The organism is Acinetobacter lwoffii (assembly GCF_052078135.1).
Lineage (GTDB): Bacteria > Pseudomonadota > Gammaproteobacteria > Pseudomonadales > Moraxellaceae > Acinetobacter > Acinetobacter lwoffii_Z.
Map to the genome: position 1 here is coordinate 39,745 of NZ_JBQGUZ010000003.1, position 22,947 is coordinate 62,691.

At 43.2% G+C, this 22,947-nt stretch carries 23 protein-coding genes and 4 tRNA genes; 13 read left to right on the forward strand and 14 right to left on the reverse strand.

Annotation, left to right across the window (positions count from 1 at the left end; translation table 11 throughout):
* Positions 1 to 203: 203 nt before the first annotated feature.
* Both ACTL4S_RS02570 and ACTL4S_RS02575 read left to right on the forward strand, forming a co-directional pair.
* The gene (locus tag ACTL4S_RS02570) at positions 204 to 2,708 is read left to right on the forward strand and encodes an acyl-CoA dehydrogenase (RefSeq protein ID WP_441298689.1); all 2,505 of its coding nucleotides are present in this window, start codon (positions 204 to 206) and stop codon (positions 2,706 to 2,708) included.
* 172 nt (positions 2,709 to 2,880) lie between these two features.
* Positions 2,881 to 3,273 (forward strand): carboxymuconolactone decarboxylase family protein, encoded by a 393-nt coding sequence (locus tag ACTL4S_RS02575; protein WP_195724929.1) that lies wholly within the window; start codon positions 2,881 to 2,883, stop codon positions 3,271 to 3,273.
* A gap of 183 nt (positions 3,274 to 3,456) precedes the next feature.
* Here the strand turns inward: ACTL4S_RS02575 and ACTL4S_RS02580 are convergent, their stop codons facing one another.
* From ACTL4S_RS02580 to ACTL4S_RS02620, 9 genes are all read right to left on the reverse strand, one after another.
* Positions 3,457 to 4,296, reverse strand: a complete 840-nt coding sequence (locus tag ACTL4S_RS02580; protein ID WP_253146199.1) for an NAD(P)-dependent oxidoreductase — start codon at positions 4,294 to 4,296, stop codon at positions 3,457 to 3,459.
* Positions 4,297 to 4,347: 51 nt separating this feature from the next.
* Complete coding sequence (rutG, locus tag ACTL4S_RS02585; protein WP_441298690.1) at positions 4,348 to 5,703, reverse strand: pyrimidine utilization transport protein G; 1,356 nt, start codon at positions 5,701 to 5,703, stop codon at positions 4,348 to 4,350.
* A gap of 33 nt (positions 5,704 to 5,736) precedes the next feature.
* On the reverse strand, positions 5,737 to 6,318 hold the full coding sequence (gene rutF, locus ACTL4S_RS02590; protein WP_374724779.1) for an NADH-dependent FMN reductase RutF: 582 nt from the start codon (positions 6,316 to 6,318) through the stop codon (positions 5,737 to 5,739).
* A 79-nt stretch (positions 6,319 to 6,397) separates the two neighbouring features.
* Complete coding sequence (rutC, locus tag ACTL4S_RS02595; protein WP_310076614.1) at positions 6,398 to 6,778, reverse strand: pyrimidine utilization protein C; 381 nt, start codon at positions 6,776 to 6,778, stop codon at positions 6,398 to 6,400.
* Between the two features lie 33 nt (positions 6,779 to 6,811).
* Complete coding sequence (gene rutB, locus ACTL4S_RS02600) at positions 6,812 to 7,573, reverse strand: pyrimidine utilization protein B (protein WP_441298691.1); 762 nt, start codon at positions 7,571 to 7,573, stop codon at positions 6,812 to 6,814.
* Positions 7,570 to 8,676 (reverse strand): pyrimidine utilization protein A, encoded by a 1,107-nt coding sequence (rutA, locus tag ACTL4S_RS02605; protein WP_441298692.1) that lies wholly within the window; start codon positions 8,674 to 8,676, stop codon positions 7,570 to 7,572. The genes rutB and rutA overlap by 4 nt, the downstream gene beginning before the upstream one ends.
* A 337-nt stretch (positions 8,677 to 9,013) precedes the next feature.
* A complete protein-coding gene (rutD, locus tag ACTL4S_RS02610; protein WP_441298693.1) occupies positions 9,014 to 9,805 on the reverse strand; it encodes a pyrimidine utilization protein D in 792 nt (263 codons plus the stop codon).
* An 80-nt stretch (positions 9,806 to 9,885) separates the two neighbouring features.
* Positions 9,886 to 10,143 (reverse strand): hypothetical protein, encoded by a 258-nt coding sequence (locus ACTL4S_RS02615; RefSeq protein ID WP_004730148.1) that lies wholly within the window; start codon positions 10,141 to 10,143, stop codon positions 9,886 to 9,888.
* A gap of 137 nt (positions 10,144 to 10,280) precedes the next feature.
* Positions 10,281 to 11,462 (reverse strand): trypsin-like peptidase domain-containing protein, encoded by a 1,182-nt coding sequence (locus ACTL4S_RS02620; RefSeq protein WP_441298694.1) that lies wholly within the window; start codon positions 11,460 to 11,462, stop codon positions 10,281 to 10,283.
* 170 nt (positions 11,463 to 11,632) lie between these two features.
* On the opposite strand from ACTL4S_RS02620, the gene ACTL4S_RS02625 reads away from it, so the two are divergent.
* The 8 genes from ACTL4S_RS02625 to ACTL4S_RS02660 all read left to right on the forward strand — a co-directional run bounded on the left by ACTL4S_RS02625 (position 11,633) and on the right by ACTL4S_RS02660 (position 15,735).
* Positions 11,633 to 12,391 (forward strand): Nif3-like dinuclear metal center hexameric protein, encoded by a 759-nt coding sequence (locus ACTL4S_RS02625; protein WP_441298695.1) that lies wholly within the window; start codon positions 11,633 to 11,635, stop codon positions 12,389 to 12,391.
* Between the two features lie 153 nt (positions 12,392 to 12,544).
* Positions 12,545 to 13,171 carry a superoxide dismutase SodB gene (sodB, locus tag ACTL4S_RS02630; RefSeq protein ID WP_004646486.1) on the forward strand — a complete coding sequence of 209 codons (627 nt, stop codon included), beginning with the start codon at positions 12,545 to 12,547 and terminating at the stop codon, positions 13,169 to 13,171.
* A gap of 148 nt (positions 13,172 to 13,319) precedes the next feature.
* Positions 13,320 to 13,395: transfer RNA gene (locus ACTL4S_RS02635), tRNA-Asn, on the forward strand.
* Between the two features lie 5 nt (positions 13,396 to 13,400).
* A tRNA-Asn gene (locus ACTL4S_RS02640) sits at positions 13,401 to 13,476 on the forward strand.
* Positions 13,477 to 13,767: 291 nt separating this feature from the next.
* Positions 13,768 to 13,843 (forward strand) — tRNA-Asn (locus ACTL4S_RS02645).
* Between the two features lie 6 nt (positions 13,844 to 13,849).
* Positions 13,850 to 13,925 (forward strand) — tRNA-Asn (locus ACTL4S_RS02650).
* 60 nt (positions 13,926 to 13,985) lie between these two features.
* Entirely contained in the window at positions 13,986 to 14,429 is a 444-nt protein-coding gene (locus ACTL4S_RS02655) for a DUF2726 domain-containing protein (RefSeq protein ID WP_441298696.1), read from the forward strand.
* Between the two features lie 316 nt (positions 14,430 to 14,745).
* Entirely contained in the window at positions 14,746 to 15,735 is a 990-nt protein-coding gene (locus ACTL4S_RS02660) for a diaminopimelate dehydrogenase (protein ID WP_441298697.1), read from the forward strand.
* A gap of 184 nt (positions 15,736 to 15,919) precedes the next feature.
* Here the strand turns inward: ACTL4S_RS02660 and ACTL4S_RS02665 are convergent, their stop codons facing one another.
* The 5 genes from ACTL4S_RS02665 to glnA all read right to left on the reverse strand — a co-directional run bounded on the left by ACTL4S_RS02665 (position 15,920) and on the right by glnA (position 19,494).
* Complete coding sequence (locus tag ACTL4S_RS02665) at positions 15,920 to 16,183, reverse strand: hypothetical protein (protein ID WP_005107416.1); 264 nt, start codon at positions 16,181 to 16,183, stop codon at positions 15,920 to 15,922.
* A 136-nt stretch (positions 16,184 to 16,319) separates the two neighbouring features.
* Positions 16,320 to 17,198: a 4-hydroxybenzoate octaprenyltransferase gene (gene ubiA / locus ACTL4S_RS02670; RefSeq protein ID WP_441298698.1), complete on the reverse strand. Its 879-nt coding sequence runs from the start codon at positions 17,196 to 17,198 to the stop codon at positions 16,320 to 16,322.
* A gap of 5 nt (positions 17,199 to 17,203) precedes the next feature.
* Entirely contained in the window at positions 17,204 to 17,710 is a 507-nt protein-coding gene (locus ACTL4S_RS02675) for a chorismate--pyruvate lyase family protein (RefSeq protein ID WP_071851873.1), read from the reverse strand.
* A gap of 2 nt (positions 17,711 to 17,712) precedes the next feature.
* The gene (locus tag ACTL4S_RS02680; RefSeq protein ID WP_441298699.1) at positions 17,713 to 17,988 is read right to left on the reverse strand and encodes a hypothetical protein; all 276 of its coding nucleotides are present in this window, start codon (positions 17,986 to 17,988) and stop codon (positions 17,713 to 17,715) included.
* 90 nt (positions 17,989 to 18,078) lie between these two features.
* Complete coding sequence (glnA, locus tag ACTL4S_RS02685; protein ID WP_004279641.1) at positions 18,079 to 19,494, reverse strand: type I glutamate--ammonia ligase; 1,416 nt, start codon at positions 19,492 to 19,494, stop codon at positions 18,079 to 18,081.
* Between the two features lie 807 nt (positions 19,495 to 20,301).
* On the opposite strand from glnA, the gene ACTL4S_RS02690 reads away from it, so the two are divergent.
* Genes ACTL4S_RS02690 through trpC form a run of 3 tightly spaced genes read left to right on the forward strand, consistent with a single transcriptional unit; the run spans position 20,302 to position 22,769 of the window.
* A complete protein-coding gene (locus tag ACTL4S_RS02690; protein ID WP_004646400.1) occupies positions 20,302 to 20,886 on the forward strand; it encodes an anthranilate synthase component II in 585 nt (194 codons plus the stop codon).
* 9 nt (positions 20,887 to 20,895) lie between these two features.
* Positions 20,896 to 21,942: an anthranilate phosphoribosyltransferase gene (gene trpD, locus ACTL4S_RS02695; protein ID WP_005246849.1), complete on the forward strand. Its 1,047-nt coding sequence runs from the start codon at positions 20,896 to 20,898 to the stop codon at positions 21,940 to 21,942.
* A 20-nt stretch (positions 21,943 to 21,962) separates the two neighbouring features.
* Complete coding sequence (trpC, locus tag ACTL4S_RS02700; protein ID WP_005246850.1) at positions 21,963 to 22,769, forward strand: indole-3-glycerol phosphate synthase TrpC; 807 nt, start codon at positions 21,963 to 21,965, stop codon at positions 22,767 to 22,769.
* Positions 22,770 to 22,947 lie beyond the last annotated feature (178 nt).

Sequence of the window (22,947 nt, forward strand, 5' to 3'; positions counted from 1 at the left end):
GAAGACTGAGCATTTTTCAAACAATCTCAAAAATAGATGAAAGATTTAAAAATATCGTTGCAAGACTTGAAAACGATCATTCTCACACGTGCAATGCTGAACCTGTCCGATCCTCAAGCGACAAAAAAAATGAATGAACTGTGACAAAAATTCTATGAGATCTCGGCACAGGCAGCGTTGTATAAATCTGGAGAACTATAACAATGCTATTTATATTTGCTGTACTACTGCTATTACTCAGTTTATGGGCCATTTTCTATTTTCAGCTCTCCCGTAGCGCTGGTGCAATTGCGCTGATGGTGATATCAGTGGTGTGTGCTTTTATTAGTCCATGGTCACTTATTCTCGGTATTCCGCTGATCCTGATTAGCCTTGTGGTGATGATCGACCCTTTACGTATGTCGTTCATTTCCAAGCCGACCTATAAAGCACTGGCCAATGCCATGCCGAGTATTAGCCCGACAGAACGTGAAGCACTGGACTCCGGAACCAGCTGGTGGGAAAAAGAACTGTTTATGGGTGCACCGAACTGGGAAACCTTTAACAGTTATCCCTATCCCAAATTATCGCTAGAAGAACAGGCTTTTCTGGACAATGAAGTTGAGACCTTGTGCAGCATGCTGGATGAATGGGAAATTCATGAGCAAAAAGCGCTGCCTGATCATGTCTGGCAATATATTAAGGAACATGGTTTCTTGGGCCTGATTATTCCCAAAGAATACGGCGGTCGTGCCTTTAGCTCCTTTGCCCAAAGTCGGGTGATGAGCAAGATTGCTTCGCGATCTCTGACCACAGCCGTGAGTTGTATGGTACCGAACTCACTCGGACCAGGCGAGCTGTTACTGCATTATGGTACCGAAGAACAGAAAGACCGTTATCTGCCGGGTCTGGCGCGAGGCGAAGAAATTCCCTGTTTCGGTTTGACCAGTCCGGAGGCCGGTTCCGATGCTGGTGCGATTCCTGATACCGGTGTAGTCTGCTATGGCCAGTTTGAAGGTCAGGAAGTACTCGGTCTGAGAATGAATTTTTCCAAACGCTGGATTACTTTGGCACCAATTGCGACAGTGGTGGGTCTGGCCTTTAAAATGTATGATCCGGATCATCTTTTGGGTGAACAGACTGAATATGGCATTACCTGTGCCCTGCTTCCTGCCAGTCATGAAGGCGTAATAGTGGGACCACGGCATAACCCGGGACCGCCATTCATGAATGGAACAGTGGAAGGTAAAAATGTCTTTATTCCACTGGACTGGATTATTGGTGGCGTAAAAAATGCCGGTAAAGGATGGCGCATGCTGATGGAATGTTTGGCAGTCGGTCGTGGCATTTCCCTACCAGCGCTGTCTACTTCTACTTCAGAAATGACTTATTTAAATGTGGGTGCTTTCTCTCGTATTCGTCAGCAATTCAAGATTTCAGTTGGTAAGTTTGAGGGTGTTCAGGAAGCCAATAGTGAAATCGCCAGTGACACCTATATGCTGGAAGCCTTCCGTTATCTGGTCACCTGTGGTCTGAATCAGGGTGGCAAGCCTGCCGTAATGACGGCGATTGCCAAATACTATGCAACTGAAGGCATGCGTAAAGTGGTCAATCACGGCATGGATGTGGTCGGTGGTCGTGCCATTCAGATGGGGCCGCGTAACTTTCTGGCACCTTACTATCAGGCAATTCCAGTCTCCATTACCGTCGAAGGCGCCAATATTCTCAGTCGTTCCTTGATGATTTTTGGACAGGGTTCAATGCGCTGCCATCCTTATCTATATGAAGAATTACAGCTCTTACAGGCAGAAGACTCGGCAGCGGCTCTAAATCCTTTTGATAACTTGCTGTTTAAGCATTTGGGTTACACCTTTAACCGGACTGCTCGCTCCTTTGCCTATGCCTTTACAGGTGGCTCAAGTGCTGCGCCGCAAAGTGCGGTTGATTTCACCCAGCCTTATTATAAGATCATTAATCGGCTGAGTGCCAACTTTGCTTTAACTGCGGATATGTGCCTAGGTTTACTCGCAGGGGATATCAAACGTAAGGAAATGCTTTCGGGTCGTCTGGCCGATATTCATGCACATCTGTTTATTGCTTCCTCAATTCTGAAATATTTTGAGCATAGCAAAAAGACTGAAGATGAGCGTTTACATGCACAGCTTGCGGTAGAAAAGTCTCTGTATACAGCGCAAGAAGCATTTTTTGACCTGTTTGCTAACTTTCCATCAGGTGCAGCAGCAGGCATGGTCAAACTGCTATGTTTCCCATTTGGCCGTCCGGTACAGAAACCATCAGACCAGCTGAAACAACAGGTAGCAAACAGCATGATGGAAAACAATGCTTTCCGGCAGTCACTCAAAAAACATGTCTACTATAATATTAATGAAAATGATGTCACTGGCCGTATGGAATCTACTTTCAATCTGCTACTCGAGATTGAAAAACTCTGGGATCGCTTTAAAAAAGCTGAAAATAAAGGACAATTTAAAGGACTCAGTTTTGCTGAGCATGTAGCCGATGCACAGCTACAAGGCTTTATTAATGATCAGGAAGCAGAAAAACTGCTGCACTATAATGCGCGCCGTTATGACAGCATGTTGACCGATGTATTCGATCTGCATTTGAATGAGGTATTAGAGCTTGAGAATCCGTATCTCATCAAGGAAGATGCTACAGGTACCGATACTTCAGTGCAAACTGATCCTTCACACTCAGTATCACCTTAAATCAAACTTTTGATCAAAGGTGTCATAAATTCCAGAGTGGAGCCATGTTTCAATACCTCACTTTGGAAGCTTCATAAGTGGCTTTTGAGCCACTTTTTTTTACGACTATTGCACGATAGTATTTTGGCTTAAAAGCTTTAAGCTAAAGCAATAATAAAATTGAGGATAAAGCATGTCACAACAAGATTATGAAAATGGCTTGAAAGTCCGTACTGAAGTAATGGGGGAAAGCTTTGTGCAGCGTGCTCAGGAAAATACCGTGCCTTTTACCCAGCCATTACAGGACTGGATTAATGAACATGCCTGGGGTTCGACCTGGCAACGTGAAGGTATTTTACCGCGTAAATATCGTTCTTTAATTACCATTGCATTTCTAACCGCGCAAAAAAGTCCCACTGAACTAAAAGGTCATGTGCGAGGTGCCCTAAATAACGGCGCAACGGTTGAGGAAATTCAGGAAGTGTTGTTGCATAGCCTGCCTTACTGCGGTGCACCGGCAACCCAGGAAGCGTTTCGTGCCGCGCTTGAAGTCATTCAGGAATATGAGACGAATCAACAAAATTAAGATATTTATTTAAATTGTTTGAGCTTGTCATATTAAAATTAGCTTAGGCTATTTAAAGCAATTAAAATAAAAATCCGGGAATTTTAAATCCCCGGATTTTTATATTTTAGATAAAGAAATCTATTGCGATGAACTTAATTGAAAATTAATTATTTCTCTTAATAACAGGTTTTAATAAAAACTTTATCCCCTTAATTCAATTTGCGTACGTTGTTCCAATCCTTGTACCGCAGCGGAAAAATCCAGCTGGCTGGCCTGAGGTCTGGCAATCTGCTGAAACTGTTGTTGCACCAAAGACATCACTGATAAATCCAGTTGCTGCTGTTGCACCAGTTCTAAAGCAATACCAATATCTTTCTGCAATAAATCCAGCGCAAAGGTTTTATGAAACTCACGGCTCAGTACACGCTGCGCCATGATATTTTCCGACATGCTACTTTTACCACTGGAATGATTAATACAGTTCAACGCACTGCTTAAGTCAACTCCCTGCCCTTTCAGTACAGTTAAGCCTTCAGCCAGCGCCCATAAATGCGTAGCCATCAAAGTATTGTTAATGGCTTTCACTGCAAAACCGGAACCACTTTCTCCCACATATTCAATCAACCCAGCAAAAGCAGCAATGACCGGTTTGGCTTGCGTAAAGGCAGATTCACTTCCTCCCATCATCACGGTTAAAGTGCCTTTTTCTGCCCCAACAGTCTGACCAGATACCGGAGCATCCAGGTAATAGCTTCCCTGTTGCTCCAATCGATTTGCCAGTTTTTGGGCCGATTCTGGTACACCGCTGGTACAGTCAATCCAGATTGCACCCGGTTTAGGTGGATGTGCAGCAATTAGCTTCTCTACATCCTGACTGGTCGGCAAGCAAGAAAAAATAAAATCTGCCTGAACCGCCTGTTCAATACCCACTGCCTGAGTCCTGAAAGATTGAGCATGATCTAGCGCTTTCTGTTCAGTCCGGTTCCAGACCCAAACCGGATGTCCGAGTTTTGGCAAATGGGAGGCCATATGCCAGCCCATTGCCCCAAGTCCTAAAAATGCAACTGTATGACTCAAAAAATACTCCTTATATTAAGCGACTGGCTTAACCTCAACTTCTGTTGCGGTCGATGCAGGTTCAGGCAATTCTTTATCTTCACCACGATTTAGGAACAGGTTCAACAAAATCGCAGCCAAAGTCGCAGTACCGATACCACCCAAATCGAAACCACCAATCTGCAAGCTATAATTACCTGTCCCCATAATCAGACACACCGCACCAATAATCAGGGTACTGTTCTTGGTAAAATCAACATGGTTATCCACCCAGATTTTGGCACCCGCCACAGTAATCAACCCGAAGACCACAATCGATGCGCCACCCAATAAAGCTACTGGAATGGTACTGATCACCGCACCAAATTTAGGTGAAAGTCCCAGCAAAATAGCGAAGATCCCGGCAAAAATAAATACGGTGGTAGCGTACACTTTGGTCACTGCCATCACACCGATATTTTCAGCATAAGTGGTCATCCCGGTACCGCCGACAGAAGCGGATAATGAAGTACAAACCCCATCTGCAAAGAAACCGCGTCCCATATACGGCGACAGATTTTTACCAGTCATTGCGGATACCGCTTTAAAGTGCCCAAGATTTTCTGCAACCAGAATAATGGCCACTGGTGCAATCATCAGCATGGCATTCATTTCAAAGACCGGACTCTGGAAATTTGGCAGACCAAACCATGCTGCTTCACTGACTTTGCTGAAATCAATCGCAGGTCCGAAGCCCATTACATTAGTGAAAAGAAAATAAATCAGGTAGGAAGACAGTAGGCCTAATAACAGCAGTAAACGGCGCACCATCCCACGGGTAAATACCGCAATCACACTGATACAGATAATGGTGACCAGTGCCATCCAAGAGTCAAACTGGTTGGCTGAGACACTTTTGATCGCGACTGGTGCCAGATTCAAGCCGATAATCATCACGATGACGCCCGTGACCACGGGTGGCATCAGCTTTTCAATCCATGCGGTACCGGTTTTCATGACCAGCAGGCCAATCAAGGCATAAACAATACCGCAGGCGATGGTTCCCCCGAGTGCCAATCCGATATTGGGATTCGCTCCAACGCCTGAATAACCGGTCACCGCCACCACAGCGCCAATGAAGGCAAAACTGGATCCCAGATAACTAGGCAATCGACCGCCAGTGATCAGGAAAAATAAAATGGTACCAATCCCGGTAATAAAAATCGTGAGATTGGGATCAAACCCCATTAAAAGCGGCGCCAGCACGGTTGCTCCAAACATCGCAAACACATGCTGTAAACCGAGAATAATACTTTTCCCAGCCGGCAGATATTCATCTGTTTGAACTGGTGTTGTATCGATATTGCCTTGGTAAGGCTTAAATTTTGGAAACCACGATTCTTTTTCTTGCATGGGCTTCCCCTCCTTGATTAGGACTGAATTGATTTAGCACATTTTGTGTGGCTCACAGTAAGAACGGTTGAAGTACATCAGCGCATTGCCTTGACGCTGGCACATGGCTTTCACTTCACAGAACAGCACGTCATGACTGCCTACGGATAATTGCTGGACCACCTCGCAGTCGAAACTGACCAAGGCTTCCTCAAGTACAGGTGACTGGGTCACCAAGGTTTTCCAGTTCCCCTGACTGAAACGCTCTGCCATCGGCGTTTTTCCACCGAACAGATTGGATAGATGCTGCTGGTGTGATGCCAAAGTATTCACACACAACACCTGATTATTCTTGAAAGTCTCATAAACTGAGGCCGAACGGTTCAGGCAGACCAGTAAAGTCGGCGGTGTATCAGTCACACTGCATACCGCTGATGCTGTAAATCCCGCCTGTCCTGCCGCACCTTGTGTAGTGATCACATTCACCGCCGCGCCCAGATTGGACATACCCTGACGGAAAGTCTGCTGATCGACCTGGGTAAATACTTCAGCTGTGGTTTCATTCTTTAAAACCTTATTTGATGCATTATTCTCTGCAACCGCTTCCGTGACGATTTTAGACAGTTTGGCATTCATGCTGTTCTCCCCGCCCGAAGTCAGTTTTCAGTGACAGACTTAGGGCATCTAGTAATGAGATTGAATCAGGTGGTTCGGCTTATACATGGGCAATCGAGGCAATTTCGACCAACGCATCCGGTTTAACCAAGCCAGTCTGTACGCAATATCGTGCCGGTTTATCTCCAGGGAAATACTCTGCATAAACGGTATTAATCGCCGCATAATCTGCCCAATCTTTGACAAACACATGATTGAAAGTGACGTCATCCATGCTGCCACCGGCTTCTTCAATCACACGCTTGATGGTTTCCAGAATATGACGGGTCTGGGCTGCCGCATCACCGACATGCACGATGTTATTATTTTCATCAAAGGCCAATGTGCCTGACACATAGACAATATTGTCTGCCTTGGTTGCCGGTACAAACGGCGCTAACGGTTTTGAAGTTCCTGCTGGAATAATGACTTCTTTAGGCATACTGTTTTTTCCTTAATCCTGATCTTTAATTTTTTAGGCACTTTCAGCCAATTTAGTTTCTTTAAGTGATTCACTTTCTTTTTGAAAGGTTTCGACAAAATTTGCGGTATCGGATACCCAGCCAAAGAAGGTCTTGATGTTATACAGACTGGCTTCATGGGCTTCGACTGGCCCGGCCTGATGGCAGGCATCCGCCAGCGCCACGCCGAAATATTCCAGAAAGAAACCATCACGCAGGGTCGACTCCACGCAGACATTGGTGGCAATTCCGACAAAAACCAGATTACGGATGCCACGGACACGCAACATGCTGTCCAGTGCGGTATTGAAGAAACCGCTATAGCGAGGCTTTTCAATGACCAGATCTTGTGGCAGTGGCTGTAACTCATCAATCAGTTCAAAGTCCCAGCCCCCTTTGGCCAGTAATTTCCCCTGTAATTCTGGACGTTTGCGCATGGTCTTTAAGGCATTGGATTTATGGAAATTTGGAGAATCCGTACCACCTGCTTCCTTATATTCTGCATCCCAGCCATTTTTGAAATAAATGACCTGAATACCGGCCGCATGCGCAGCATCGACTGCCTTTTTAATGTTATCTACGACCGATTTAGTTTTTGAAACATCAAAACCCGCCAGATCCAGATAGCCCCCCTGTGAGGTATAGGCATTCTGCATGTCGATCACAATTAGCGCAGTCTGTTCTGGTGCCAGACAAATCGCTTCAGGCTCAGCTTTAAGCATTTTTCCGGTACCTAGTTTTTCTGTAAAACTGGCAGTTACCACTGGCTCACTCATGCGCTTTTCTCCAATACAGGTGCGTCGCCCTCAATCACAATATGGTCACGACATTTCATCAATGGCTGGATTTTCTGACCGAAATCTTCTACGCCCTGAACGAAATTATCAAAGGTCAGCAACACACCTTCAGTGCCCTTGATCTCGCCAATTTCATCCAACATTCGTGCCACATTTTCATAAGAACCTACCAAGGTTCCCATATTGATATTCACTGGAGATACGCTAGACGCCATTTGACGGATATTGGTATCTGCACCGGAAGTCGTGTCTTTCCCGCCCTGATTCATCAACCAGTTAATCGCTTCCATATCTGCGCCATCGTTATAGTGTTGCCATTTCACTTGAGCTTCTTCATCAGTTTCTGCCGCGATGACCATAAACAGCACATAAGTCTGTACATCACGACCCGTCACATCTGTTTTTTCTTTTAGGCGATCATTAATTTCTGCATAAGCGGTCGGTGTATTCAGCCCTTTACCAAACACGAAGTTGTAGTCAGCATATTGCGCAGAAAACTCCAGACCGGCATCAGACTGACCAGCACAGATGATTTTCATGTCTGCTTGCGGGCGAGGGCTGACACGACAGTCTTCCATCTGGAAATGTTCGCCTTTAAAGTCTGATTTTCCAGTTGCCCAGAGCTCACGCAGGATCTGTACATATTCAGACAGATATTCATAGCGCTTGCCAAAATACTCATTGCCTGGCCACATGCCCATCTGGGTGTATTCAGGTGGCTGCCAGCCGGTCACCACATTCAGACCGAAACGGCCATTAGAAATAGAATCAATGGTAGATGCCATACGTGCCACAATTGCCGGTGGCATGACCAAAGTGGCTGCCGTTGCATAAATTTGAATTTTGCTGGTCACCGCTGCGAGACCCGCCATCAGGGTGAAAGTTTCCAGGTTATGTTCCCAGAATTCGGTCTTGCCACCAAAGCCACGCAGCTTGATCATGGAGAGTGCGAAATCGAAACCATAGTGTTCAGCACGTTGTACGATTTGTTTGTTTAACTCAAAAGTCGGCATGTACTGTGGTGCATTTTCAGAGAGTAACCAGCCGTTGTTTCCAATTGGACAAAAGACACCTATTTTCATTTTCACACCTCATTATTTTTAACCAATATTCAAAACCCTGTTGCCAATTCAGGTTTTTTATTTATGTTTAAAATATTGCAAAGCGCGTGCCAATTAATTTTATTTATTTAATTTCAAATACTTAATATTTATTTTTTTGAATTTTTAGTAAAATAATGATTTCCACCCCTGAATCAATTTTGCTCATCGTGTTTCATTGAGGTGCATTAAAATTGATCATCATCGCTTTTAGGAAGAATCAGATTTTGAGTAAAAACCATAAAAATGATTCATTAGAAAAAATAAAAAGCCAGAAATAAGTTCTGGCTTGAGCAAACAAAGTGATTTGCTGAAAATATCAGGCTGATTTTAAAAATTGCAGTATGCTTTGGTTGATCTGGGCGGTTTCAGTCACTGTAGAAGCATGCGCTCCTGTTGCAAACAGACTGAGCTGACTATGCGGCAATAATTGCTGAAGTTGTTGCGAGCGTTGATAAGGCACCAAAAAATCATCTTGATTGGCAATCAGATGTACAAGAACATCTTTGAGCGCCTGCTGATGTGCCTCCTCTAGCTTAAAAGCCTGCACTGCCTGTATACGAGCTAAGACATTTTGAATTGGCGGAAAGTCCAGTAGCTGTTTATTTTCTGCTTCTGTTAACGGGTCAAGATGTGTCGAGATCCAGTGTGGAGGATACAGAAATAAGGCTTGTGCCCGCACATAGGCCTCAGTCCCGCTATTCAGCAATAAAGAAGTCCTTGCCTGAAAACATTTTTGGGTATGTGAATCCAGTTCTCCCCAGGCATTCAACATAGTCAGGCTGAATAACTTAAACGCTTTATCAACTTGATAAGTCGCAAGCTGCATGCCGATATGCCCACCCAATGCATGACCAATAAAATGAAATTCACGGATATCCTGATTGATCAATAAATCCAGAATCTGTCGGGCCATATGATCTACGGAATAAGGCGTTGGCAAGAGTTCAGAATCCGAATGACAACCTTCCTGATCATAGGCCACCACATGAAAATATTGCTGCAAAGCCTCAATTTGTGGATTCCAGAAACTGGCATGTCCGCCTAATCCGGAGGAAAGTACTACATAAGGCGCATCAACCCATGCTGCACGATGAATAAATAAAGACATAAATTTCTCATAGTTTAAATATGAGATGAACGCAGCAAAATATATGCCTAAACAGGACCTTTTTTGAACAACTGTTAAAATTACAGCCAGTAGACATTAAAGCTGTAATAAAATTCTTGTACTTCAAAACGTACGTTATAACCCAGATCTGTTAACTCGGCAGACAAGGCACGGATATCTTCCAAAGGCAGATGTTTGGGAAAAACTGTCAGTACCGCTGTATTGCCTTGCCGGGCATTATCTTCAATCAGTTGCGCCAGACGTGGCTTATACATTTCAATATTCAGGTTAGCAACATTAGATAAAATTTTGGCCTGATCTGCCGTCATAAAATTCATTTTTATTTTCTCTTTTAATGTTATTTCACTAAGCTAAATGATTTATAAAACGCTTAATATTTCACTTTTGTATCAGAACATGCTGAAAGAAAGTATAAAAAAAATCCCTCATCATGAGGGATTTTTTTTAATCAAACTTATTGGCCTGGCAGAGGAATATATTGTGAAGCACTGTCTTGTGCCTTACGTTCAGTCACCACAACCTCTAGGATCATGGTTTTTCCTGCCCGCTCAATTTCAATCTGAATGGTACTGTTTGGCTTTTGCAAGGCCACAAAATTAATCAGATGTGAGGCAGAACTAATCTCTTCCTCATTTACTTTCATAATCTTATCGCCACGCTGGATTCCAGCCTTGGCAGCAGGTCCATCCGGTAGCACTTCTGCGACCGTCTCACCTTTTTCTTTGGGTTGCAGGACATCATCACGCTCTGCAGGTAATAAGCTGATCCCTAACCAGCCACGAACCACACGGCCATCTTTCAAAATGGCATTCATCACCTGCTGACAAATTTTGGCCGGAATGGCAAAACCAATCCCCAGCGAACCACCAGACTGCGAGAAAATTGCGGTATTGACGCCAATTAAATTACCGGCGACATCAATAAGTGCACCGCCCGAGTTACCCGGGTTAATTGCAGCATCGGTCTGTACAAAGTCTTCATAGGTATTGATACCCAAATCTGAACGGCCCGTTGCCGAGATAATCCCCTGCGTCACGGTTTGCCCAACACCAAAAGGATTACCAATGGCCAGAACCACATCACCGACTTCATTGCCACTGAGTTTAAATGGCAAAACTGGCAATTGCGTCAGTTCAATCTTGATCACGGCCAGATCGGTATCCGGGTCAGTTCCGACCACTTTAGCTTCGGCACGACGTCCATCCTGCAAAGCCACTACAATCTGATCGGCCTGCGCAATCACGTGGTTATTGGTCAGGATATAACCGTCTGGACGTACAATTACACCCGAACCTAAACTGTTTTCATTCGGGCTTTGTCCATACTGGTCAGGCAACTGATCGCCAAAGAATTCACGAAATACCGGATCGGTCAGTAAAGGATGCGCCTGTTGCTTGACTTTTTGGGTAGTAAAAATATTCACGACAGCCGGGGCTGCCACTTTTACAGCAGCACTGTAGGAGACCACGCCTCCTGAGCGCGACGTATCAATCAACGGCTCTACTTTTTCAGCAGGCATTTTGACGCCATCTGGCGCAACTGGTGCCTTTGGTTTTTGTAGTTGTTGCCACCCCAAAAAACCGATAATGACTAAAATCAGTAACACCCAGGGTAACCATGTAAAGGTGCGGCGCACGTTGCTATCCTCTAAAATATTTTAATTCGTTGATGACTAAGTAATTTGTGTCCTATTGTAATGCTAAACACATAACTAAACACAAAAAATTCCACAGAGATTTGTGCAGCTTTAGTTACAATTAGACCTATAGATAAATATGGGCAAGTTTTTAAACTTACAGGAATTTTATGGCGAATTTGAACGATATTATTCAATGGTGTGACCAGACTTTGGCATCACGTGAATTTAAGGACTATGCACCGAATGGCTTGCAGATTGAAGGCAAATCCGAGGTGAATAAAATCCTCTGTGCTGTGACTGCTTCCCAGAGTGCAATTGAAGCTGCAATTGAGCAAGGCGCAGATTTATTGCTGGTTCATCATGGTTATTTCTGGAAAGGTGAAGCCTATCCGATTACGGGAATGCGTGGTAAGCGCATTAAAACCCTGATTCAACATGATATCTCACTGGTTGGCTATCATCTGCCTTTAGACAGTCATCCAACACTGGGAAATAATGCCGCCATTGCGGATTTATTAGAACTCGAAAATATCGAACAGCTTGATCCGAGTGAGAAACGTCCAATTGGCAATATTGGCTATTTAAAACAGCCGATGAGTCCGGAAGATTTTAAAAATTATGTTTCAGAAAAGCTGGGCTTTGATGCGATTCATCTTCCTGCTGAAAAAACTCAAATCCATAAAGTCGGTTTCTGTACCGGTGGTGCGCAGGATTATATTCAAAAAGCGGCACTACAAGATTGTGATGCCTATATTTCAGGTGAAGTGAACGAACGCACCTTTTATGAAGCTCAGGAACTGAATGTCCATTATTATGCCTGTGGCCATCATGCGACTGAAAAATACGGTGTGCAACGCCTGGCCAAGGCTATTTCAGAACAGTTTAATATTGAGTATGATTATTTCGAATTAAACAATCCGATTTAATTCGACTGACGGTTATGATCAGTGGCTTTATTCATATATTTTCAGGCTTTATTCTGTATTGTTATTTATACACGATGCCCATTTCGGCCCGATTATCTATTACAATAAAGCCACTTATTGTTAAAACCCAGCAAAATGCAAGGAATTGAAAACATGACAACCATTACTTTACCAGCATTACCTTATGGCTACGAAGATCTTGCTCCACACATCAGCAAAGAAACTTTAGAATACCATCACGACAAACACCACAATACGTATGTGGTTAACCTGAATAACCTGATCGCTGGTACTGAGCTTGAAGGCAAAACTCTAGAAGAAATTATTACAGCAACTGCTGGTGATGCTTCTAAAGCAGGTGTTTTCAATAACGCGGCTCAAGTTTGGAACCACACGTTCTACTGGAACTGTATGGCTAAAAACGGTGGCGGTAAAGCAACTGGTACTTTGGCTGCGAAAATTGACGAAGCATTCGGTTCTTATGAAAAATTTGCTGAAGAATTTGCTGCTGCTGCAACTACTCAATTTGGTTCAGGTTGGGCTTGGTTAGTGGCTGACGAAGTAAACGGTCAGCTTTCTATCATGAAAACTTCAAATGCTGATACGCCAATGGCGCACGGTAAAATTGCAGTGTTGACGATTGACGTTTGGGAACACGCTTACTACATCGATTTCCGTAATGCTCGTCCTAAGTACATCTCTACTTTCCTAGAAAGCCTAGTAAACTGGGATTATGCAAATGCGAAATATGCAGGTCAGCCTGCAGGTGTTGAGAAATAATTTTTTATTTCTTTGCTAAAAAAATCACCCATTTCGGGTGATTTTTTTATTTTTAGGCTCTAAATGAATATTTATGAAGCAAACAATTCATTTCTTTACATTAATTGATTGACGACCTGGTTATTCATCCCTAAAATGCCGATCAGATTCTCCAATAGCTCAGTCGGTAGAGCGACGGACTGTTAATCCGCAGGTCCCTGGTTCGAGCCCAGGTTGGAGAGCCATCTATTCTTCCATAGCTCAGTCGGTAGAGCGACGGACTGTTAATCCGCAGGTCCCTGGTTCGAGCCCAGGTGGAAGAGCCAAAATTCTGAAGAAACCCACTCATTGCGAAGTGGGTTTTTTTATACCTGTATTTTTTAAATTGAGAGCATATTGATTTGTATGCGCGATCAACCGCTCATTTCTTATGATCCAGATCACTTATCAAAATTCAGGCTGATCGCGATTTTGCTGTTAGGATCGGTTTACATAAACATAACAGTTTGAACTACAAACCTTTTCGACTATTTTTAAAACACTTGATTCAATTTCTACAGCTTTTTTCTAAAAGTGCCTTGACCCCTTTTTAAATCTCTCTATAATCGCTGTCAGATTCTCCAATAGCTCAGTCGGTAGAGCGACGGACTGTTAATCCGCAGGTCCCTGGTTCGAGCCCAGGTTGGAGAGCCAATCTATTCTCCCATAGCTCAGTCGGTAGAGCGACGGACTGTTAATCCGCAGGTCCCTGGTTCGAGCCCAGGTGGGAGAGCCAAGATTCTAAAAAACCCACTCATTGCGAAGTGGGTTTTTTTATTCTCCCCTTTTGTGATCTGTGTTTAATTTGAGTCAGTTTATATTTTTTGTGATTGGCTGCCTGGCAACATTTGCATTAGTTTGCCTGCTCTTCCCGCATCTCTTCACTCGTCAAAAGAAATTCTATCCAAAGCGCGTCATTACTGCTTTTGAAAGCAGGATGTTTACACGTCTGAAAGATGCCTTTCCCCATCATGACATTCTGGCACAAGTCGCGTTTAGCGCTTTGATCACGCATGATCAGATGAAAATGCGCAATCAATTTAATCGCAAAGTCACAGACTTCGTAGTACTTGATCGTGAATATAATGTAGTGGCGATTGTCGAACTGGATGATCCGAGCCATATTGGCAAAGAGCAGGAAGATGCTGAACGCGATGCCATGCTGATTGCAGCAGGCTATACCGTGATTCGATACACCCAGATTCCGACTATCAGACAACTGCAAAGGGATTTAAAATAAATTAAGCTGCAATTTCGATATTTCTCGCTGCAGCTTGAATTGGATTAATCAAAGCCTCCTGCTCCGCTTTTAATTTCTCGGCAGCTTTTCATGCTTCAAAACTAACCTATCCTCGTCCAATTTAGCGTCTCATCACAAGCATTCTCAGTTAAACCTGCCTTTCTGCAGGATTAGGGTGATAAAGTTTAAATTATCGCTCTATAATCCTTTCGAAAACAAAATATAAGTCAGATGACCTGATTGGCCTGTTCCATTTCTGGCCATCATCACCTTGCTTATTTTTGGCGTTGTTTTTTTATTCAGTGATCGTTTATTTATGCAAAATTCTATTCGTATTGGTATCGCGGGTTACGGTAATCTTGGCCGCGGTGTTGAATCTGCCATCCAGAAAAATCCTGATATGCAGCTTGTTGGTATTTTTACTCGCCGCTCACCAAGCAGCGTCTCTCCTTGCTTTGCAGAAACTCAAGTGTATAGCATGGATGCACTATTAAATGAGTTTAGCGATAAAATTGATGTGCTGATTCTTTGTAGCGGCTCTAAAGATGACTTGCCACAACAGGCGCCTATCTTTGCAAGTAAATTCAATACTGTAGATAGTTTTGATACGCATGCACGTATTCCGGAATACTATGCTGCAGTCGATGCACCCGCCCTTGCTAACAAAAAAACAGCCATGATTTCTATTGGCTGGGATCCTGGCATGTTCTCGATTAACCGTTTATTTGGTGAAGCGCTATTACCAGATGGCGAAACTTATACTTTTTGGGGTAAAGGCTTAAGCCAAGGCCATTCGGATGCGATCCGCCGTGTACCTGGGGTGAAAGCTGGTGTTCAATATACCATTCCATCCACTGATGCTATTGAACAAGTCCGCAGTGGCGCACGACCTGAGTTAAGCACCAAAGATAAACATCATCGTGACTGTTATGTGGTCTTGGAACAAGGAGCTGATGCAGCAACAGTTGAACAAACCATCGTCAGCATGCCTGATTATTTTGCAGATTATAATACGACTGTGAATTTTATCAGTGAGGAAACTTTACTGAAAGATCACCAAGATATGCCACATGGCGGTTTTGTCATTCGTAGTGGTAATACCAGTGATGCACAAAAACAGGTGATTGAGTTTTCTTTAAAGCTGAATAGCAATCCGGAGTTTACTGCAAGTGTTCTAGTGGCTTATGCCCGTGCCTGCTACCGTCTGAATCAAACTCAGCAATATGGTGCCAAAACAGCCCTAGATGTAGCACCTGCCCTACTTTCAATTAAATCTTCAGAACAATTGCGCAAAGAATTGCTTTAAGATGATTTAAATATAGCCACCGATCGGATGATGGGTGACTATATTTTTCCATTCTAGAATACGGCTTGCCTAATTACTAAGTATCGAATATCTACAGTCAAATCATCGTTTGCAGAAACCCATGCAACTATCTACTACACAGACATTTACAGTATTAGACAAGTGCAAAGGGATTCTAGATAGATTAAGGTGCTGTTGCACTACTTTCAGACGCAGCTTGAGTTGAATCTGCCTTAACATCCTGCTCTGCTTTGAGCTTTTCCGCAGCTTCTCGTGCTTCAATACGCGCAATCATATCTGCCTGCTGCTGCTTGTATTTTTCCTGATTTTTAGCATCACTATTCACTGCAAGAAATGCCATACTAATTAAAAATACCGGAATACAAAGTGCAAGCGTACCGAAGATCAATAGCTTTTTGACACTGCGGGGCTGTGGCTGCTCGGACATAACAAACCTGCTTTAATTTCGTCATTTAATTACACTGCCCAATATAACAAAATAAAGTCATAGCTCAAGCCTTATAGATTAGGCAATAACAAAAGCATCCTTATAGGACGCTTTTTTCTCAGTCGATAGACAGTCACTACCTCAAAGCCAGTAGTATTCCTGCAAAAATAATCAGTCCAATCCAGCGGTTATGCCTAAACGCCCAGAAACACAAATGTGGATTTTTATCTCGAGTTTTAAACCATTGGTAAATAAAATCGAGAGCGACAACAATTAATGCAGCCAAACCAAATGGAATCAGTAAATTTTCTAGCCAAAGTGCTACAGCAATCAAAAGAATACTAATGGCCTGCAAAGCGCTAATGATCTGAATATCATATCGACCAAATAAGATCGCGGTTGATTTCACCCCAATCTTTAAATCGTATTCACGATCTGCAATTGCATATTGGGTATCATAGGCTACGGTCCAGGCCAGATTACCCAAATATAGAAGCCAGCAGGTTAAATCCGGCGTTTGTCCAACTGCGGTATAAGCCATCGGAATCGACCAGGAAAATGCTGCACCCAAAAAGACTTGAGGCAAATGGGTATAGCGCTTCATAAAAGGATAAATAAACGCTAAAAATAAAGCCCCAAATGACCAGTAAAAAGTTTCGATTGGCAGAAAAAATAGTAGGCAGGCACTGGCAGACACCAAAACCAGAAATACCATCACAGCTTCTTTGGCACTGATAATCCCAGTCGCTAGCGGACGGTTTTTAGTACGCTCCACATGTGCATCGACTTTACGGTCAGCAAAATCATTAATGGCACAGCCTGCCGCCCGCATAAAAATCACACCCAAAATCATGGGAATTAAAATTTCAATACGTGGCATTCCCTGAGCTGCAATCCACAGCGCCCACATGGTAGGCCAAAAAACCAGTTCAGTCCCAATCGGTTTATCAAAACGACAAAGATAATAATAGGCGCTAAGACGCTCACGCCAGGTGATTGCTTGTGCGGTTGCCATAAAAATCAAGCCCGTGAATTTTGTATAAAGTGTTCAAATGCCGGTAAAAATGTTTCTTGTACGATAAATTTACAGCCGTGCCAAGTATAGCAGCTCTGACGGGTCCAGCCCTCATCTAAAAGTACCACCCGACGCTGGCAGAGTGGATTGGTGCGCTGAAACAGAAACAAGCCAATCGGTTTGGTGCCAATATGCTGAAAAATTCGGGCTTTTTTTTGCAGGCTTAAAATCGGAAAGATGCTTTTGGCTTTCACCCAAGGAGACTGTTCCGAGCCGTAGAGATAACTTTCACGCACCCAGGAAGTATGCTGATGTGACATCTGCATCCATTTGGCATTGGCAAAGCCTAAACGCTGAAAATGCTCTTGAATTGGCTCGACATGGAATTGTCCTTGCGCCAAATCGGTCAGTTGTTGCGTGAGTGAACCCGATGCATACAGCCACGGTTTTAACTCAACAGGCAGAGTTGACAGCAACACACGCTGATTTTGATTTCTAGAACGACTATTCATTGTTAACAGTTATCTGTTTTTGCAATGATTTCATATTTGCCTTGTGGGGTTTTAATTAAAATAAAACCTTCAGCACTCAAATAAAATGATTCTGGATAAGCATAATCCAGCACTATTTCAGGATTTTTCAGCGCCACAAATTGAGCCTGCTTATAACCCTCGGGAGTCCGCCCCACTTCAAGATAAGTCACTTCAGAGAAGTTCAACTTAAAACCTTTGTTATGATCTTTTGGATCAATCCATGGATAAAAGCTGGTGTGCTTTTTACGTTGTGCCATTTAAGCCCATCAATCATTTAAAATTATAAATAGATGATACAAAAAAACCCGCGACATGCGCGGGTTTTCTTCGCTTTAATTCGTGATGAATTACAAGCTGTAGTACATATCAAATTCAACTGGGTGAGTAGTCGTGTTTAGACGACGAACTTCTTCAGTTTTAAGCTCGATATAAGCATCAAGCATTTCTTTCGTGAACACGCCACCTTTTAACAGGTAATCATGATCCGCTTGAAGTGCTTCAAGCGCCATATCCAGGCTATGCGCCACTGTAGGGATTTTCGCTTCTTCTTCAGGAGGAAGATCGTACAAGTTCTTGTCAGCAGCTTCACCCGGGTGGATCTTGTTTTGAATACCGTCAAGACCAGCCATCAACAATGCCGCGAAACCTAGGTACGGGTTCATCATTGGATCTGGGAAACGCGCTTCAATACGCTTGCCTTTCGGGCTAGACACGTAAGGAATACGGATAGATGCAGAACGGTTACGCGCTGAGTAAGCAAGCATAATCGGTGCTTCGAAATGTGGAACCAAACGCTTATACGAGTTTGTAGAAGGGTTGGTGATCGCATTCAAAGAACGAGCATGTTTAATTACACCACCGATGAAGTACAACGCCATTTCTGAAAGGCCTGCATATTCGTCACCAGCAAACAGGTTCTTGCCGTCTTTAGAGATCGACATATGCACGTGCATACCAGAACCGTTATCGCCAACCATTGGTTTAGGCATAAAAGTAGCTGTTTTTGCATATTGATGTGCAACGTTCCAAACTGCATATTTGAATTGTTGAACTTCGTCTGCTTTACGCACCATGGTATTGAAGCTCACACCAATTTCTAACTGGCAAGAAGCAACTTCGTGGTGATGTACTTCTACACGACCTGGACCCATGATGTCTTCGATACGCGCACACATGTCTGCACGCATGTCATGTGAAGAATCTACAGGAGGAACTGGGAAGTAACCGCCTTTTACGCGTGGACGGTGACCAGAGTTACCGCCTTCGTAGTCTTTGTTAGTTGACCAGGCAGCTTCTTCAGCGATCAATGTATGGCGCGCGCCAGACATGTCGATTTCCCATTTTACTTCGTCAAATACGAAGAATTCTGGTTCTGGACCAAAGAATGCAGTATCACCGATACCGGTAGATTTCAAATATTCTTCTGCACGGCGCGCAATCGAACGTGGGTCACGATCATAACCTTGACCAGTTGATGGCTCGATGACGTCACAAGTTACAACAACTGTTGGCTCTGCGAAGAACGGGTCGATAAAACCTGTTGCCGCATCCGGACGTAAAATCATGTCCGATGCTTCGATGCCTTTCCAACCTGCAATTGAAGAACCGTCAAACATTTTGCCGTCTTCAAATGTATCTTCATCAATACTGTCTGCTGGGTAAGTGACGTGTTGCTCTTTACCCTTGGTATCAGTAAAGCGAAAATCGACCCATTTTGCGCCACTTTCTTGTATGAGTTGAAGGACCTTGTTCGCCATGCTCATTTTGCTCCGATGTTTTTGTTGCACCCGTGAAGTGCGTGTTAGCAGTTGATAGTTATTAAGCAATTACCGTACCAACTTTTAAAAGTATAGATAAAATCTTGAAATCTTTATAAGAAATCATGAAGTGACAAAAATACTTTGCGGCTATTATACTAGCTGCAAAACTAAATGCACTATATTCAAGCATTCTTCATTTATTTTATTTCAGCTTTATTTTTTAGCGCACCTAAATAGTGCATGTATCCATAAAAATGTATGAGAAACATAGCTTTTTATAGCAAATATGCTGCTTTTTCTTACTTTTGTTAAGTTTTTACTTGTTTTTAGCTAAAAATTGAGCGTTTTTAGTAGATATCAGTAAAGAAAATTTTGCGATTCATTTGGGATTGTATGCCTATTATGAGGCATTTTCTTTAAATCTACTTTCAATAGAAAAGTTTATACAAAGCTTAATTATTCAAGTGATGTTTTTTTCATCAAACTTTTAGCCTCTCTTTGATCTCATTTTTTCATTTTTAAGTTTTACTCTAAAAAATACTCATTTAAAACTTTCTATGAATAAGCCTATTACTTTAAATCATTATAAAACTTTTATTTAATTTCCTACAGGTTATTAAAGCTATTAAATTGAGCGAAATTGTTGCGCCGAATGCAGCTATTTTTTGCTATGATGAAGCGTGCTTTATTTTCACACAATGAAATCAATGATTTAGTTGTGTCAGGCAAGTGCTTGCAACACGTATAAATAAAGTACGATCTGGACAACATTAGCACAGTCAAGTGCATTAATTTCAATAGGTTAAGCTCATGCTTTTAATGATCGACAACTATGACTCCTTTACTTATAACATCGTCCAATATTTTGGCGAACTGAATCAAGAAGTAAAAGTAGTCCGTAATGATGCCGTGACATTGGAAGATATAGAGCGATGGCAACCTAAGTATTTAGTGATTGGTCCCGGCCCGTGCTCGCCAAGTGAAGCAGGGATTTCTATTCCTGCTATTCAGCATTTTGCTGGCAAAATTCCTTTACTGGGCGTTTGTCTTGGTCACCAAAGTATTGGTCAGGCATTTGGCGGTGATATCGTGCGTGCTAAACGTGTGATGCATGGCCGTCTGTCTGATATGTACCACAGTGATACCGGGATTTTCAGCAATCTTCCTTCTCCATTTCCTGCAACGCGCTATCATTCACTGGTGATTGATCAAGCTACCTTGCCTGAATGTCTGGAAGTGACCTGCTGGACCAATGAAGCGGACGGCTCTATGGAAGAAATTATGGGTGTGAAACATAAGACATTGCCGGTCGAAGGCGTGCAGTTCCATCCTGAATCGATTCTGAGCCAGCATGGTCATCAAATCTTTAAAAACTTTCTCGAAATTTATGCCTAAGAACATCTTATGAATATTCAACAAGCTTTAAGCAATATTACTAAAAACATTCACCTGACTCAGGATCAAATGCAAGACGTGATGCATGCCATCATGTCAGGTGAAGCGACCGATGCCCAGATTGGTGCCCTGCTGATGGGCTTACGCCTTAAAGGCGAAAGCATTGATGAGATTACCGCAGCTGCACGTGTCATGCGTGAACTTGCCACTAAAATTGATGTCAGTGACATTCCTTATCTGGTCGATATCGTCGGTACAGGCGGTGATGGTCAAAACCTGTTTAATGTCTCTACTGCTTCGGCATTTGTAATTGCAGCAGCGGGCGCCACCATTGCCAAACATGGTAACCGCGGCGTTTCGACCAAATCAGGTTCGTCAGATTTACTGGAACAGGCGGGGATTAATCTTGACCTGAACATGCAGCAGACTGAACGGTGTATCCGTGATGTCGGTGTCGGCTTCCTGTTTGCACCCAATCATCATCAAGCCATGAAATATGCAATCGGCCCACGTAAAGAATTAGGGATTCGCAGCATTTTCAACTTACTTGGCCCGCTTACGAATCCGGCCGGAGTAAATCGTTTAGTCATTGGGGTATTTTCCAATGAACTCTGCCGTCCTATTGCCGAAGTCATGAAACAGCTCGGTGCTGAACATGTGATGGTGGTACATTCACGTGATGGGCTGGATGAAATCAGTATTGCCTCCTCAACTCATGTTGCTGAACTGAAAAATGGCGAAGTTACCGAATGGGACATTATTCCTGAATCGGTCGATATTGAGTCGCAAACTCTGACCGGACTGATTGTGGAAGATTCTGCGCAAAGTCTGGCTTTGATCAAAGACGCGCTGGGCAAGAAAAAATCAGACATCGGTGATAAAGCCGCGAACATGATCGCGCTGAATGCCGGCGCGGGTATTTATGTCTCCGGTTTAACCAGCAGCTATAAGCAAGGTGTTGCGCTGGCACATGACATTATTTACGGCGGTCAGGCACTTGAAAAAATGAGTGTGCTGTCTGAATTTACCAAAACCATTAAACATTACGAAGCTTAATTCGGTCAGGGATTTTGATCATGGTGGATATCGCAAACACAATTTTAGGCAAGATTGTTGACCGTAAAAAAGAAGAGTTTGCCCTACGTTTAAAGCAGAAAAGCTATAAAGATCTGGAAGAACTGGCACAAGGTGCATCACCTGTGCGTGGTTTTGCCCGATCTTTAGTGTCGAAACGTCCGGGTGTCATTGCTGAAATTAAGAAAGCGTCACCATCTAAGGGCATTATTCGCGAGAACTTTAACCCTGCGGAAATTGCAGCACAGTATCAGGAGGCAGGTGCAGCCTGTTTATCGGTGCTGACCGATGTAGACTTTTTCCAGGGTCACGATGACAACATTCAGATTGCCCGTTCACATTGCGACCTGCCTGCACTGCGCAAAGACTTTCTGATCGATCCTTATGGAGTTATCGAAGCACGTGCTCTGCATGCAGACTGTATCTTGCTAATTGTGGCTTGCCTGTCTGATCAGCAGTTAGAAGAAATGTCTAAAACTGCATTTGAACATCATCTGGATGTACTGGTTGAAGTTCACGATGAAGAAGAACTATCCCGTGCTTTAAAACTTTCTGATCGTTGTCTGCTCGGTGTAAATAACCGTAATTTAAAAACCTTTGATGTGGATTTAAACACATCATTACGTTTGAAAAAATTACTGGACCCTTCACGCCTGCTGGTGACTGAAAGTGGTATTGCCACACCTGCGGATGTTGCGATGATGCAGAAAAATGATATTCACGCCTTTCTGGTCGGCGAAAGCTTCATGAAACAGCCACGTCCGGATCATGCTTTCCGCGATCTGTTTGGTGAGCCTGAAGCGGTTTAAAATGTAAATGCTCACCTAAGCATTAAAAAAGCCCAATCTCAGGATTGGGCTTTTTTATTTTCAATATTGAAAAGTAGATCATAGATTCTCGAGCGTATTTAAAATCCTCAGCAATTTCATGAACGCAATTCAGTTCTCCTTTGTCTATTTTCAGACTATAATTCTTGTAAATTCCGCA

Excerpts from the sequence above, each read along its gene's own strand:
- ACTL4S_RS02570 (WP_441298689.1), top strand. The coding sequence starts at position 204 with ATGCTATTTATATTTGCTGTACTACTGCTATTACTCAGTTTATGGGCC.
- ACTL4S_RS02575 (WP_195724929.1), top strand. The coding sequence starts at position 2,881 with ATGTCACAACAAGATTATGAAAATGGCTTGAAAGTCCGTACTGAAGTA.
- ACTL4S_RS02580 (WP_253146199.1), bottom strand. The coding sequence starts at position 4,296 with ATGGGCTGGCATATGGCCTCCCATTTGCCAAAACTCGGACATCCGGTT.
- rutG (WP_441298690.1), bottom strand. The coding sequence starts at position 5,703 with ATGCAAGAAAAAGAATCGTGGTTTCCAAAATTTAAGCCTTACCAAGGC.
- rutF (WP_374724779.1), bottom strand. The coding sequence starts at position 6,318 with ATGAATGCCAAACTGTCTAAAATCGTCACGGAAGCGGTTGCAGAGAAT.
- rutC (WP_310076614.1), bottom strand. The coding sequence starts at position 6,778 with ATGCCTAAAGAAGTCATTATTCCAGCAGGAACTTCAAAACCGTTAGCG.
- rutB (WP_441298691.1), bottom strand. The coding sequence starts at position 7,573 with ATGAGTGAGCCAGTGGTAACTGCCAGTTTTACAGAAAAACTAGGTACC.
- rutA (WP_441298692.1), bottom strand. The coding sequence starts at position 8,676 with ATGAAAATAGGTGTCTTTTGTCCAATTGGAAACAACGGCTGGTTACTC.
- rutD (WP_441298693.1), bottom strand. The coding sequence starts at position 9,805 with ATGTCTTTATTTATTCATCGTGCAGCATGGGTTGATGCGCCTTATGTA.
- ACTL4S_RS02615 (WP_004730148.1), bottom strand. The coding sequence starts at position 10,143 with ATGAATTTTATGACGGCAGATCAGGCCAAAATTTTATCTAATGTTGCT.
- ACTL4S_RS02625 (WP_441298695.1), top strand. The coding sequence starts at position 11,633 with ATGGCGAATTTGAACGATATTATTCAATGGTGTGACCAGACTTTGGCA.
- sodB (WP_004646486.1), top strand. The coding sequence starts at position 12,545 with ATGACAACCATTACTTTACCAGCATTACCTTATGGCTACGAAGATCTT.
- ACTL4S_RS02660 (WP_441298697.1), top strand. The coding sequence starts at position 14,746 with ATGCAAAATTCTATTCGTATTGGTATCGCGGGTTACGGTAATCTTGGC.
- ACTL4S_RS02665 (WP_005107416.1), bottom strand. The coding sequence starts at position 16,183 with ATGTCCGAGCAGCCACAGCCCCGCAGTGTCAAAAAGCTATTGATCTTC.
- ubiA (WP_441298698.1), bottom strand. The coding sequence starts at position 17,198 with ATGGCAACCGCACAAGCAATCACCTGGCGTGAGCGTCTTAGCGCCTAT.
- ACTL4S_RS02675 (WP_071851873.1), bottom strand. The coding sequence starts at position 17,710 with ATGAATAGTCGTTCTAGAAATCAAAATCAGCGTGTGTTGCTGTCAACT.
- ACTL4S_RS02680 (WP_441298699.1), bottom strand. The coding sequence starts at position 17,988 with ATGGCACAACGTAAAAAGCACACCAGCTTTTATCCATGGATTGATCCA.
- glnA (WP_004279641.1), bottom strand. The coding sequence starts at position 19,494 with ATGAGCATGGCGAACAAGGTCCTTCAACTCATACAAGAAAGTGGCGCA.
- ACTL4S_RS02690 (WP_004646400.1), top strand. The coding sequence starts at position 20,302 with ATGCTTTTAATGATCGACAACTATGACTCCTTTACTTATAACATCGTC.
- trpD (WP_005246849.1), top strand. The coding sequence starts at position 20,896 with ATGAATATTCAACAAGCTTTAAGCAATATTACTAAAAACATTCACCTG.
- trpC (WP_005246850.1), top strand. The coding sequence starts at position 21,963 with ATGGTGGATATCGCAAACACAATTTTAGGCAAGATTGTTGACCGTAAA.